Genomic DNA, 13,140 nt, shown 5'->3' on the forward strand with positions numbered 1-13,140 from the left:
GCAAGCCGACCATGGCCCAGGCGGCCCAGACCCGGTCGAACACCAGCGCGCCGCCACTGAGCAACAGCCACCCCACGGCCAGTCCCAGGACCGGCAACCGCAGGGTGTCGCCGAGCGGAAGCACGGCGTAATCCCCGTCCACTTTCGACAGCAACTGACGCCGCAGCTGGTAGCCCACCGTGAGCAGGGCCGCCCCGACGAGCAAAGCCGCCCGTACCTCGGCCCCGAAGGCTCCCGGCGAAGTGTAGCGTACCAGCAGCGGCAACGGGGCCGCCAGCACTACTAGTAGGTAGGTCTGCAGGTGCAGCAACTCGTCTTCATCGCGGCCCCTTATCAGCAGGGCCGCCAGCAGATTCTCGGCATACAAAACCAGCATGACCCCGGGCCAGCTCAGGCCCAGCTCGTGCAACCCCAACACGGCCAGCACCGCCAATGCCTGCCCCAGCACGAGCTGCTGGCGTCGCACCCAACGGGGCAACAGGCCCTGCGTATGCACCCAGGCCGCTAGGCCGAGGGCGATGCCACCCATGCCCAGGAGCGCAACCAGCAAGAGGGCCACCGGCGCCCCGAGCCAGCCGAACAGCGCCCGGCCCAGCAGCAGCCCGGTGCCGCCCTGCAGCAGGCCCGCCAGCCCCGCAATGTTGCCCAACAGGGCGCGGTCGACGGGAATACCATCGGAATCTTCGGCTAGCCCCGGAGCTAGCAACTGCCGATGGGTCAGGTTTACCAATACGACCCCCGCCCAGCCGGCTAGCGCCAGTACCGAGGCGTCGTGGTAAAGCGTAGGCGGCAGACGGTGGCCTACGTTGTTTAGGGCCGTCAGCAGCAGGCTCAGCCCCGCAGCTAAGCTGCCGCCCAAGGCCACCCGATAGAGGAATCCCTCCCGCTTCCGGGCGGCAATCCAAACTACGGCCAGGTTTTCGGCATAGAGCAGACCCAGCACCACCGGCCAGCTTAGCCCTAACTCGTGCAATCCGAATACGGTGAGCACGGCAAATGCTTGAGCCAACAACAACTGTAGCGGCTGCACCCAGGCCGGTAGCCGGGGCTCCGCCCGCACCCAGGCGGCTAGTCCCAGCGCGACGACGCCCATCACCAGAAGCGCCGCCAGCAGCCAGGTTGCCGGCGCCTGCGGCCAGGTAAACAGCACGCGCGCCAGCAGCAGGCCCGTGCTGGCTTGCAGCAGCGCAGCCAGCCCCGCAAAGCCACTAAGCAGGTGTTGGTCAGTTTCGGAAATCTCAGTGGGGGCGTCCGGTGAGCTGTGGGCCGAGAGCTGCCGGTGTGCCAGGCGCAGGAATACCAGACTCAGCCAGCCGGTAAGGGCCAGTACCAGCGCGTCGCGGTAAAGTTCAGCGGGGAGGGTAGTGCCGACCTTCACCCAGGCAGTTAGCACTAGTCCGCCACCGGTTAGCAAGGCCCCTGCCTGGGCAACGCGGTAGAGTAGGGGTTCGCGCCATCGGGCCGCCAGCAAGGCCACGGCCACCTGCTCGGCGTAGAGGATGCCCAGCACCACCGGCCAGCTCAGACCCTGCTCGTGCAGCCCCAACCCGGCCAGCACCGCAAAGAACTGCGCCAGTAGCAGTTGCTGCTGCCGCACCCAGCCCGGCGTTTGGGATGCTGTGCGTACCCAGGCCGCCAAGGCCAGGGCGCAGCCGCCCAGGGTCAGTAGGGCACCCACTAGGAGTATCATCGGCGCATCCGGCCGACTAAACAGCACCGTCGTCAGCAGCAGTCCGGCTCCGGCCTGCAGCAGGCCGGCCAGCCCGGCAAAACAGGCCAGCAGGTTGCGGGCAGACTCGGCGGCCTGGAGCAAGGGCTGCTTATACGTGAGCCGGCTGAACGCCAGCCCCGCCCAACCGGACAGCGCCAGCACGAAGGCATCGCGGTATAGCACGTGGGGCAGGCTGGAATCGGCGGTAAAGGCAGCGAGCAGCAGCAGGCCACCCCCCGCTAGGCAGGCCCCGGACAGCGCGACCCGGTACACCAGCGCTTCGCGTTGCCGGGCCATTACCAGCGTGACCAGCAACGACTCGAGCAGCATGAACAGCAGGATAACTGAGTTGGTAGCGTGCCAGCCTTGTAGCGATAGGGCGGTGGCCAGCGCCAGAATAAGCGAGATGATGGTGTCGGTCTGGAACAACCAACCGATGCCGAGCCTTTTGGCTTGTCGCCCGGCCCAGAAGGTGAGCAGCGCGCCTAGGCCCAGCGGAATGGTTTTCCAGATGGAGCCCGTGCTGTACATGTACAGGTTGATGCCCAGGCAGGTCCAGTTGAGGAGGTGGGCGGTAAAAAGCAGCGGTTCGAACCGCCGCTGGGCGTACACGCGGCGGTACTGCACCACGGCCGCGGCTACGCCCACCAGCCCCACCAACCCCATGGCCATTAGGCGCTGGGAATTGGAGATGGCCGTCAACTGCTGATGCCAGTAAAGGTGGAAGGCAAAGAAGCTAACGATGCCGAGCAGCAGTTGATACTTCCACTGCTGACGATACGTGATGGCAATAGTGAAGGCCGTAACCGCGGTCGCTGTCCCCAGCGTCAGGACTGTGGGGGGCAACACCGCCAGGGCTACTAAGCTCAGCACGCCGTGTAGCGTCGCCACTTCCTGGCGGCGGGCGCCCCAGGCCAACAGCAGATTGGCACCCACCCCGGCCAGTAGCAGCAGGTAGTCCCAGGGCGCGGTAGCCCAGCGCAGGCCCTCGATGCTCACGGCCGCCACGCAGGCAAACAGGAAGATGGCCGCCGCGCTACTCAGCAGCCAGCTGTTAAGCTGCCGCGCAAAGCCTTTCTGACGGAGCACAAACCGCACACCCAGCAAGCCGGCCGCAAACGCGCAAATCAGCAGGAACCGCACCGGCGGGCTCACCCGCAGTGCCGCGTAGATTCCCAGGAAGCCGACCCCCGTGACCAGCACCACGGCCCCGAGGATACCGGTCCAGTTTTCGAGAAAGAGAGCGGAGGCCCGCTCCCACCCGGTGGGCTCCGGCAGGGGTGGCGGACGTCGCGGCAGCCGAGGTGGCGTTGGCGGGACCAGTGGCGGGGGCGATAGAGCCGGGGCAGTTGCCGTTCCGGAATTGGGAGCAGCTCCGGGCTTGGGGCCAACCGTAGGCCTTGCCGCCGGAATGGGTGCCGGAACAACTACCGGGGCCGGGGGCAAAACCGGCGGGGGAACGGGCGCTGACACTGGGGACGCTGATAGCACTGGCACCGGTGGAATGGTAACCGGTGCGGGTGTAGGCGCCGGTGCCGCCGGAACAGGAAGAACCAGTGGCAAAGCCGATGATTCAACCGGAGCAGGCGGTGGAACCGGCACGGTTACGACGGGCTCCGCAACCGCCGTGCTAACCGGAGCGGGTGCAGAGGTACTTGGCACGCCCTCCGGCACGGGGGTAAACGGTTTGCTGTCTGGCGCAGGGGCCGTTGCTGCTTCCGCTTCCGCTTCCAAGGCAGTGACCTGCACGGGAGCGGAAGCAGCAACGGCCCTTGGCCGCGCCAGACCCACTACGGGAGGGGCCTCTTCGAGCAGCTCACCCTTTGCGAGCAGACTGACCAACTGTTCGCGCAAGCTTTGCAGCTCCGTTTTCAACTCGGCCTGCAGCTTGTTGTGCTCCGCTTTGCGGATTTCCAACTCATCCTGCAACGCTAACAGGCGCTTGGGTAAGCCTCGCACCCGCCAGGCAACTACTACGGCAACAAGTAAAGCGAGAAAGGAAACATCCATGCGGGAGGGCATTAGGTGAAGCATTAGGATGGGGCAATACTCCCGCGCTTTTCGCCCGTCTGGAAGTGTTTTCTGCTGAAGGAGGACTCCGGGGCATTGAATCGGGATAAGAGTCCAGTGAATCCGCCAGCCGAAGTCAGCTTTTCGTCGTGCTACCTAGTAATTTTGCCTTGTCGTGCGGGTTTGGTAATTAGGTCCTAGCGCGACGACTGGGGCAGTTGCCTCCGCTTTCTTCCGTGACCATTGCCTTGACGCAATACGTCGCCTCACTCAGGCCCTATGACCCGAAAAATTGCGTTGGCGGCCCTGGCCGCCGTAGTGGTCTTCCACGTGATTGTGTTCATTGAGTTTGGCACCTTGTGGGTGGGCGCGCTGGCTGGCTACCAAGAGCTGCTGCTGGTCTTTGCCTTTCTACTGCCCACCTTCCTGGTACACGCCCCCTTGGCCCGCCTTTTCGGCGCCGATCGCCTGACCAGACCACCTGCCACGGTCAAAGCCTTATTGGAAGGGCTCTGCGTGGTGCTGGTTAGCCTGGTTTTCTGGGTAGTGTTCTTCTCCCTCCCGCAGCATTACCTGGTGCCGACCGCGGAAATTACACCCAAAGCCCTGCGCCTGTCGCTGGCTGTCAGCGCCGTGCTGTCTTTGTTCTTCTACTACTTTGTGGAGCGTGAGCACAGTCGCCAACACCTGCAGCAGGAAGTGGTGCGGGTGGCCGAGCTGCAAAAAGAAACCTTCCAGGCCCAGTTGGAAGCGTTGAAAAATCAGGTCGACCCCCATTTTCTGTTCAACAGCCTGAACGTACTCGGCTCGCTGATTCACCTCGACCCGGACCGGGCCGTGCAGTTCCTGAGCCAACTCGCGGAGGTTTACCGCGCCCTGCTCGACACGGGGGCCCAACCGCTGGTGCCGCTGCGCAGTGAAATGGCGCTGGTGCGCGCCTACGCCAGCCTGCTGGAAACTCGCTTCGGGGAGGCCCTGCGCGTGGAATGGGACATTGCCCCGGCGTGGGAGCAAGCCCTGGTGCCCCCTACCGCCGTGCAAATGCTACTCGAAAACGCCATCAAGCACAACGGCTCTACCCCTCGCAAGCCCCTACACATCAAAGTGTCCATCGCCGACGGGATGCTGGTGGTCGCAAACAACCGCCAGCCCCGTACCGGTGCGGTAGCCTCCACCCACACGGGCTTGCGGAACATCCAACGCCGCTACCACCACCTGACGGACCGTCTCGTGGAAATTGTGCCCACCCCGGAGGTTTTTGTCGTCCGCCTTCCCCTCCTAACTGCCCCGGCCGCATGAACGTCGTGATCCTCGAAGATGAGCCCCTGGCCGCCCAGGCCCTGGCCGCCTTGCTCACCCGCCTACGGCCCGCCACGCGCATGCTGGCCTCGCTGGGCTCGGTGGAAGACGCCGTGGACTGGCTGCGCGCGCAGCCGGCCCCCGACCTGCTGTTCTGCGACATTCACCTCTCGGACGGCAACAGCTTTGACATCTTTCGGCAGGTGGCGGTGAGTGCGCCCGTCATCTTTACCACCGCCTACGACGCGTATGCCATCCAGGCCTTTCAAGTGAACAGCGTGGACTATCTGCTCAAGCCGCTGCAAGCGGCCGAGGTGGAACGAGCGCTGCAGAAGTACGACACCCTACGCCCCGCCACGCTACCGGCCGCCGTCGCGAACGTGCAGCGTTTGGTGCACACCACGCCCCGCTCGCGCTTTCTGGTGAAAACCGGGCAGGTGTTGCAGGCGGTGCCGGTCGAGCAAGTCGCTTATTTTCTGGCCGAAGAGGGCGTGGTATTCCTCGTGACGCACGCCGGCAAGCGCTTTATCATCGCCGACACGCTCGACCAGCTCGAAGGGCAGCTAGCCGCCCAGCACTTCTTTCGCATCAACCGCCAAATCATCTTGAGCATCGAGGCGGTGCGGGAAATCCGGCCGTATTTCAAGGGGCGGCTGGTGTTGCAGCTAGCCCCCCCGGTGGCGGGGGAGGCCCTGGTCGTCAGTGCCGGCCGTGCCCCGGCCTTTAAGCAGTGGCTAGATCATTGACCTACCGGACCTGCGCTATAAAATATAGTGCTCTATTTCTCTACTTTACAGCGGGAGGAGCGCACCTAAGCTGGCCGATCGAGTAGGATGGTTGCTGTCCAAAATCACCATCCCACGGGTGCTTTCAAGCGGCAGCGGACCACTTATTCCAGCGCGACCCGGCGGGTGAGGATCCGCCCGGCCGTGGCCACGCGTAGCAGGTAGACCCCGGCCGGCAGGCCGCTGGTCAGGAGCGTGTGCTCCGCCGCTGCCGACAAGTCCTGGACCAGCACGGGCTGACCTAGGGCGTTGAGCAGCGTGGCGTGGCCGGAGCTACTCAGGGGCAGTGCCAGCTGTAGACGACCGCTGGTGGCGGGGTTGGGATACACCGTGAACGTGGTGGTGGCTGCCGCTGACTGGCTCGTTATGATGGGCTGCACCCTCAGCGTGACGACGACGGAAATCGAGGTGCACCCCCCGGACATGGCCCGGCGGCGGAAGTACGTGGTAGCCGTCAGCGGGCCGGGTGCGAAATCCATCCCCGTGGCACCGGCGATAGCCGTCCAGGTCATGTTGTCAGCCGAGGACTCCCACTGGTAAGTATACGTGCCCGTTCCGCCACTCGCCCCAGCCATACTGGTAAGGGGAGCCGGGGTCGCGCCGGTGAACAGCGTTTGGTCCGCGCCAATGCTGCCGGACGTTAGCGCCGGCAGCAGCATGACGGTCACGACATTGGACGTCACCGTGGCAGACGAGCCGGCGCCCGAGGTGACTTGGCGGCGGAAATAGGTGGTGACCGCCAACAGCCCCGGGGGGAAATCCGCCCCCGTGGCGCCGGCGACAGCCGTCCAGCTCGTGTTGTCGAACGAGGACTCCCATTGGTAAGCATACGTGCCCGTTCCGCCACTCGCCGCTGTCAGATTGCGGAGCACGGCCGGGGTTTCACCAGCGCACACGATTTGATCCGTTCCGATCACGCCGGGGATTACTTCTTGGGCCAGGGCCGTCGTGGCCTGTCCGGCCAGCAGTAGCCCCAACGCGAGACCAGCGGCGGTGCGGGTTACTCGGTTGCCCGGCCGCGTCGGTATTGCTCCGAACGGGGCAAGCACAAACCGGAAGAAGGTAAGGAGTACTTGAGGGAGATGTAAAATTGTATTCATAGCAGATAAAAACTAGTAAGTACTGGATAAGCAGCAGGTCGCCGTTGTGCTCCTGTATCGAGAGAAGAAGGCTTCTGACGAACCATCACCTAGCTTGTAAGATGGTCTTGCGAAGCCGGACGGCTGTAGGACGTTGTTTGCAGGTGGAGTCAGGGCTTGGTAGCCGAGCAAAGTATACCCTCATTCAGCGTTGAGTAGGCGATGTAGTGGCTGAGTTGAAGTTTAGCTTCCACTAGGCCGGGGAAGGAGCACTTGGTCGTGCTGCCCCCTACCGGTTCAATCAAAAAGTGCACCACCCCTAGCGACCAGTCCACCAGGCGGCGCTGCGTGGAGTGACGTTCCCTGAGGGAATGGCCAAGAAGTCCTGATCGGCGAAAGCCGTATTCCGCTACCACTACCAACGCCCGTTTTGCCAAACGGCTCCCTCACGTGCACCATGCCCAATAGCCATTCTTGGAAATGCAGACGGCTTTTAGCGCTTGGTACGCAGAAAAGGGCTCGGTTAAGTAGCAGTGGTGCAAGAGGAGAGAACGAAGACAACGAAGCGGCTCCCAGTTGATGGTCTCAAGAGGCGGTCTGTAGCTCCTGCCTCAATAACCAGGTCGCCCACAGAGAGCCCACGAGCCAGGGCAGGCTCACGCCGAAGCAGAACAGGTGCACCGAGTAGCCATACGTGTGCACGTGCCGTAGCAAATTGCCCAGTAGCCAAACGGGAAATTCAAACAACGCGAGAGTGCCTACTAAAGCGAGGATCCGCCCAGTAGCAGGCGGACAGGTTCTACACCCAGTAAACAACAGCCACATCAGCGGCTGGCGGAGCAAGCCAAACAACAGAGCGGGGACGCCTAAGAAGATAGAGCCCCAGATCGCACTGCCCAGCAACCACGCCCAGGCCGTGGCCAGACTACTCAGCACCCGCAGGCCGATGGGCACTAAGGAGGGCGCCGGATAGCCGGGTTGGCCGACCCAGGCTTGTGCGGCACCCACCAGGGCGGCGCCTACGGGCAGACAGAGAAAGCCCAGCCAGGAAGCTTTGCGAAAATGAGCCCAAGCGAGTTGCGCAGCAGTCAAGAAGGTAGCAGCAGAAAGGGAGTGCGATGTGAATCAGCTTAGTCGACGGGAAGGCAATGGTCAGCAACAAGCAAAAAAATAGCCACCGTTTCATTAAACCGGATTTGTTGATTCGCTCCATCCTCCTTTACGCCATGTTATTGCTGCCCATGAAAGTGCTGTACCCCATCTTGTTAATTGTAGCAAGTGTCTATTCGATACCGGTAGCGGGGCAGAACGTCGAGAAGATGGCCTAGGAGTATAGCCGGCCTTTCCCGTAGATTACCCCTCCATTAGGTATCAGCCAGCATGTTGAAGAAGTTCGCCATTCTTGTGGGGGTAGATGTGGTCGGGTTAGGCCTGTGGATCTGGACGGAGCAGCCGGGTAATGACATGGCCATTCTAGGCGTCGTTGTTCCTCCGGTGCTGCTGCTTGCCAATTTGCTGCTGGTTTTGCTCAGCCTGCTGCTCCAGCAACGCGGGTGGCAAACGGCCTTTTTGCTTAACGCCGTCGCCGCACCGCTTCTTTACGGGCTGCTCTTAACGAGTTGGTTTCGGTATTCGCTGGCGCACCAGTTCACCACGTTCACCTTCACACAGGGACAGAAACACTACACGTTAACACTCCATAAGCGGAGCTCCGGCTGTGATATTTTGGAACGCCAGTCACCCAGCACTTCTCTTGGGCTGCTGACCGGGGAGTACCGGGTGAGCAACGACACCACGTATTTGCGCGACCCTCGCCGGGGCGAACACTGCTTCCTCTACCACGGATACCTTTATCAATTTCAGGGCAGCACACAACGGATTCCGTTGCAGTCAGCCGAGTAACTCGGCCGGACGTATAGGGTGCATCGAGAGTGTCTATTCCCTAGTTTCGCTGAACAAACGGGCGCTTGTGAGCAAGATTGCAAACCCGCCTTTCCGCGAAATCTGGTCAGTCTTACAGCGGAGTTGTTCAGTGATCCTACCGTTTTTTTGAACTGGCGCTCCCTGTCAATAAGCGGGGTTGCTGGTCAATAGGACCGAGGCTTCCGCTCCGATGCGGATAAACTGGTCATCTTCCAGCCTAAATAAGATGTGGTCTTTCTCGCTTTCGGGTCGCTCCATGAACCAGTCCAGATCGAAGTCATTCGGCTCCTTGAAGCCAATTTCTTCAATGCTGGTGGGCAGCTGCAGGCCCTCGCTTTGCTGGAAGTAGTACACCTGCTCAAATGTCAGTACCAGGTGAGCGGGGTCGGGCACTTTTACCCACTCGGCTGTTCGCTTGACAAAGTGGAGGTAGCACCGGGCAACGTCAAGCTGGGCGCTAACCAGTTCGTAGTCATTATGCAAATCGAAGTAGCCTGTCCCATTTTGCAACGCAATCATCTGGTCCAGGGTGTAGGCCAAGTTCATAGCGGGTAAATTAACGTTCGTCTAAGCGGTTCTAAGCGTTTACAAACGCTTAGCAAACCGTTCTGTTAGCGATTCGGACCGTGGCTGTGGTAGCACCCCGTGCCGGGACGGCATCGTCCTGTGCCAAGGAGCGGGGTTGGCAGGCCTGAGACCTCGGCATCGGGCTAAAAAAACGAGTGCTCGCTTTCTTCCTGTGAGCCAGTTAGATACTCGCCTGAATGCAGCGCTGCGCGATGGGTTCACCCCCGCTACTTCCCCAGTAGTGTTAAAAAAAACCTGGGTTTCCCTAAGGATTCCTCGCTTTCCCCGACTAATCGGGAAATACCAAGCATCTTGAAAGAGCAGTTCCTCTTACTTATCAATAGCCATCAGGGCCTTATCCAAAAGGTCGGCAACCTGTACGGCAACTCCAAGGAAGACCGGGAAGACCTCTTCCAGGACATCGTGCTGCAGCTCTGGCGTTCCTACCCCACCTTCCGGGGCGGCTCCAAGGTCACTACCTGGATGTACCGGGTCGCCCTCAACACCGCGCTCACCCGGCTGCGGAAGGAAACCAAGGCCGAGCGGTTCGTCGAGTTGGGCTCCGAGGCGTTCCAGGTGCCGGCCGTGGAGGGTGGCCCCAGCGAGGAAATGGCGGCCATGCACCGGGCCATCCGGCGGCTCTCCCCAGTGGACCAGGCCCTGACCCTGCTCTACCTGGAGGACTGCAGCTACCGGGAGATAGCCGAGGTGCTGGGGATCTCGGAGACGAACGTGGGATTCAAACTCCACAAGATCAAGAGCCAACTACGAACACTCATCAGCATAGCCTAACATGGAACTGGACGAATTCAAAAAAAGCTGGGGCACCGCCCGCCCGGAAGGGCCCGTGCCGGGGGGGCATACCCGGGAGGCATTAAACCAGATCCTCGAGCGCAACACCGGTGCCCTGGGGGAGCTGCGGGAGAAGAGTGCCTTCTGGAACAAGGCCGGCGGGTGGAACGCCGTGCTGCTGGTGCTGCTGACGGTCGGTTACCTGGTGTGGCAATACCACTTGGGCCTAGGAGGGAGCGCGCTGGCCGTAAAACTTACCCTGGCCGCCGTCCTGGTGGGTTTCGCCCTATTCTCAGGGTGGAGCTACCGCCGACAGCAACAGATCTTTTCGGAGTACACCGACGCCAGCTCACGGGAAGCGCTCCGCCAGACCCTAGCAGCGTTTAAAAAGTATTACCGGTTCACGAATTCCGTCTTCCTGGTTATCTCCCCGGTGGCCTTCTATGCGGTGTTCGAGGGCGCCAGCTTCGGCCTCTCGTTTGCAACCATCGGCTTGGCTTCCGTGGTCATGACCGGGTGCTCTTTCCTGCTCCGGTACTGGTACTACCGGGCTGTTTTTTTCAGCCGGATAAAGGCCATGGAATCCAACCTGCGCGAGCTGGAAGCTGCCCCCGGCGTCGAAGCCACGCCGGGGGCGCCGGGTGATCGCGGTTAACGCATCGCCTGTTTCAAGGCAGTAACCATAAGGAGCCCCATCGGGCACCCAGGCAGCCATACACCAGCCCAGAAAATCACTTTTCAGCGCATTCCTTTCAAACCACTAATTTCCAACGCTTACTTCGTTCAAGATGAAACAAGTCCTATTCACCCTTGCCTTGGCATTCAGCTGCTTGGTCGCCCAGGCCCAGAACTTCGAGGGCAAAATCGTTTACCGCAACACTTACCAGAGCAAAATCCCAGGACTTGCTGACGGGCAACTCACCACCCTGATGGGAGACGTGCAGAACTGGTACATTAAAGGAGGCGATTACTTGTCAGAGGTCAATGGGACGCAGATGGTTTGGCAATTGTACCGTAACAGCGAAAACAAGCTGTACAGCAAGGTCGCCGGTTCGGTCCGGCTGCTCTGGAACGACGGCGCCACGAACCCCGACAGCGTGCTGAGCACGACGCTTCGCAAGGGCGCCACTGAGGTCCTGGGGTATAACTGCGACGAGTTGACCCTGGTGTGCCGAAGCGGGGTACAGAAATACTATTTCAGCCCGCAGTTGCCGGTGCAGCAGGGCCTGTTCAAAGCGCACCGTTACGGTAACTGGTACGCCTACCTCTCGCAAGCCGGGGCAGTCCCCCTGAAGCTAGTGATCGAGACCGCTCAGTTTACCCTGCAGAGCGTCGCGACCGGTGTGCAGCCTATGAAGCTCAGCAGCACGCGCTTCGCGCTCCCCGCGGATGCGCAGACCATGAAGAGCCCTTACTAAGCCCGAAGGGGGGTGTTCTACCAAACGAGCGGATATACACGAGAAGGTTTAAATCCTCCTTTTACTGTACAACCTGCCGTGCCAGACGAGGGGCAGTTGGGAGCGGTAAAAGGGTAGATAAATGGTATAGTAAAGTTGTACAGCAATCAAAGTACAAGCTTCTTCTTGCTTCGATGAGAAAGCTGTACTTCCATCCCCCTCCTCTGCTGCACTGAACTCCACATGCTCGCGCGTCGCAGGCTAGCTAGCTAGCTAGCCTGCGACGACCTTGGTCTGGTTACCATAGACGAGCGTATCTTGCCGCCTATGGCAGACACCTCGCTTTTGACCCTAGCCCAGCAGATCGAGCAGCTCCACACGCAAACCCAACGGGCCGCCGCCCAACAGATCAACTCCTGGCTGAGCGTGCGTAACTGGCTCATCGGCTACTACATTGCCGAGTACGAGCAACACGGTAGTGACCGGGCCGCGTACGGGGAGCAGTTGCTGCCGCAACTGGCCCGTGAACTGCGCGGCGTGAAGGGCTTAGCCGAGCGACGCCTCTACCAGTGCCGCGAGTTCTACCGGGCCTATCCCGAGATTCTGCAGACAGTGTCTGCAGAATTACAACGGGCGGGTTTACGGCAGACCCTACGCTTACCTACGCGTCCCGCCACCGAGCCAGCCGTCGCGTCGCCAGATTTGCCCGGTATTGCGCCGGCGCTGCTGCTGAGCCGGCTCAGCTTCTCGCACTTCTTGGAATTGTTGGTCCTGGAGCGGCCCCTACAGCGGCGCTTTTATGAGGTGCAGGCCGTCAAAAACAGCTGGTCGGTGCGGGAGTTGAAGCGGGCCATTGACTCGGCTTTGTATGAGCGCACGGGCCTGTCGACCGACAAAGCCGCCGTGCTCGCCCGCCATGCGGGTGCCCAGCCGCTCGTAATCGCCGACGTGGTGCGCAACCCCTATGTGCTCGAGTTCTTGGAGCTAGAAGAGCGGGCCAGCTATAGCGAGAGCGACTTGGAAACGGCCATCATCGCGCACTTACAGACCTTCCTGGTCGAGTTGGGTCGCGGCTTCTGTTTCGAGGCGCGCCAGAAGCGTATCACCTTCGACAACGAGCACTATTTCATTGATCTGGTGTTTTATCACCGCATTCTCAAGTGCCACGTGCTGGTCGATCTAAAGATTGGCGCTTTCAGCCACGCCGATGCCGGGCAGATGAACGTGTACCTGAACTACTACCGCGAGCACGAGATGACGGACGGCGACAACCCGCCGGTGGGGCTGATTCTGTGCGCGCACAAAAGCGATACGCTCGTGCGTTATGCCACCACGGGGCTGGCCGAGCAGTTATTTGTCAGTAAATACCAGGTGAACTTACCCTCGGAGGCCGAGCTGCAGGCGCTCGTACGGGAAGAACAAGAACGGCTCGAAAACGAAGGCAGTCAATAAATGCTTGACGCTGTGTTCGAGAAAGGGTTGTGGCTGTTGCAGAAGTAATAGCCTGTTAGCAAGTGTTCTCGTAGAGCGAAGATGCAGGGCAGGAAGCAGTTTACCGATCAGCTCGTCACCCAGTT

Annotated in this window: 9 protein-coding genes and 1 pseudogene; 7 read left to right on the top strand and 3 right to left on the bottom strand. The window is 61.1% G+C overall.

Annotated elements, in window-relative coordinates; all coding sequences use genetic code 11:
* Positions 1-3,721: pseudogene (locus IEX74_RS22950) on the bottom strand (DUF2339 domain-containing protein); the annotation flags it as partial.
* A 279-nt stretch (positions 3,722-4,000) separates the two neighbouring features.
* Between IEX74_RS22950 and IEX74_RS22955 the strand changes: the two are divergent.
* The gene (locus IEX74_RS22955; RefSeq protein WP_188816435.1) at positions 4,001-5,020 is read left to right on the top strand and encodes a sensor histidine kinase; all 1,020 of its coding nucleotides are present in this window, start codon (positions 4,001-4,003) and stop codon (positions 5,018-5,020) included.
* The gene (locus IEX74_RS22960; RefSeq protein WP_188816436.1) at positions 5,017-5,766 is read left to right on the top strand and encodes a LytR/AlgR family response regulator transcription factor; all 750 of its coding nucleotides are present in this window, start codon (positions 5,017-5,019) and stop codon (positions 5,764-5,766) included. The genes IEX74_RS22955 and IEX74_RS22960 overlap by 4 nt, the downstream gene beginning before the upstream one ends.
* A gap of 143 nt (positions 5,767-5,909) precedes the next feature.
* Here IEX74_RS22960 and IEX74_RS22965 read toward each other — a convergent pair whose 3' ends face one another.
* Positions 5,910-6,905: a T9SS type A sorting domain-containing protein gene (locus tag IEX74_RS22965; protein ID WP_188816437.1), complete on the bottom strand. Its 996-nt coding sequence runs from the start codon at positions 6,903-6,905 to the stop codon at positions 5,910-5,912.
* A 1,359-nt stretch (positions 6,906-8,264) separates the two neighbouring features.
* Between IEX74_RS22965 and IEX74_RS22970 the strand changes: the two genes are divergently transcribed.
* Positions 8,265-8,786 (top strand): hypothetical protein, encoded by a 522-nt coding sequence (locus IEX74_RS22970; protein ID WP_188816438.1) that lies wholly within the window; start codon positions 8,265-8,267, stop codon positions 8,784-8,786.
* 165 nt (positions 8,787-8,951) lie between these two features.
* Here IEX74_RS22970 and IEX74_RS22975 read toward each other — a convergent pair whose 3' ends face one another.
* A complete protein-coding gene (locus tag IEX74_RS22975; RefSeq protein WP_188816439.1) occupies positions 8,952-9,353 on the bottom strand; it encodes a hypothetical protein in 402 nt (133 codons plus the stop codon).
* Between the two features lie 333 nt (positions 9,354-9,686).
* On the opposite strand from IEX74_RS22975, the gene IEX74_RS22980 reads away from it, so the two are divergent.
* The 4 genes from IEX74_RS22980 (at position 9,687) to IEX74_RS22995 (ending at position 13,015) form a co-directional block, all read left to right on the top strand.
* On the top strand, positions 9,687-10,166 hold the full coding sequence (locus IEX74_RS22980; protein WP_188816440.1) for an RNA polymerase sigma factor: 480 nt from the start codon (positions 9,687-9,689) through the stop codon (positions 10,164-10,166).
* Between the two features lies 1 nt (position 10,167).
* A complete protein-coding gene (locus IEX74_RS22985; RefSeq protein WP_188816441.1) occupies positions 10,168-10,821 on the top strand; it encodes a hypothetical protein in 654 nt (217 codons plus the stop codon).
* Between the two features lie 133 nt (positions 10,822-10,954).
* Positions 10,955-11,584 carry a hypothetical protein gene (locus IEX74_RS22990; RefSeq protein ID WP_188816442.1) on the top strand — a complete coding sequence of 210 codons (630 nt, stop codon included), beginning with the start codon at positions 10,955-10,957 and terminating at the stop codon, positions 11,582-11,584.
* 306 nt (positions 11,585-11,890) lie between these two features.
* Positions 11,891-13,015, top strand: a complete 1,125-nt coding sequence (locus IEX74_RS22995; RefSeq protein ID WP_188816443.1) for a PDDEXK nuclease domain-containing protein — start codon at positions 11,891-11,893, stop codon at positions 13,013-13,015.
* Positions 13,016-13,140 lie beyond the last annotated feature (125 nt).

The sequence above is a fragment of the Hymenobacter cavernae genome (assembly GCF_014641455.1).
Classification (GTDB): domain Bacteria; phylum Bacteroidota; class Bacteroidia; order Cytophagales; family Hymenobacteraceae; genus Hymenobacter; species Hymenobacter cavernae.

Excerpts from the sequence above, each read along its gene's own strand:
- IEX74_RS22955 (WP_188816435.1), top strand. The coding sequence starts at position 4,001 with ATGACCCGAAAAATTGCGTTGGCGGCCCTGGCCGCCGTAGTGGTCTTC.
- IEX74_RS22960 (WP_188816436.1), top strand. The coding sequence starts at position 5,017 with ATGAACGTCGTGATCCTCGAAGATGAGCCCCTGGCCGCCCAGGCCCTG.
- IEX74_RS22965 (WP_188816437.1), bottom strand. The coding sequence starts at position 6,905 with ATGAATACAATTTTACATCTCCCTCAAGTACTCCTTACCTTCTTCCGG.
- IEX74_RS22970 (WP_188816438.1), top strand. The coding sequence starts at position 8,265 with ATGTTGAAGAAGTTCGCCATTCTTGTGGGGGTAGATGTGGTCGGGTTA.
- IEX74_RS22975 (WP_188816439.1), bottom strand. The coding sequence starts at position 9,353 with ATGAACTTGGCCTACACCCTGGACCAGATGATTGCGTTGCAAAATGGG.
- IEX74_RS22985 (WP_188816441.1), top strand. The coding sequence starts at position 10,168 with ATGGAACTGGACGAATTCAAAAAAAGCTGGGGCACCGCCCGCCCGGAA.
- IEX74_RS22990 (WP_188816442.1), top strand. The coding sequence starts at position 10,955 with ATGAAACAAGTCCTATTCACCCTTGCCTTGGCATTCAGCTGCTTGGTC.
- IEX74_RS22995 (WP_188816443.1), top strand. The coding sequence starts at position 11,891 with ATGGCAGACACCTCGCTTTTGACCCTAGCCCAGCAGATCGAGCAGCTC.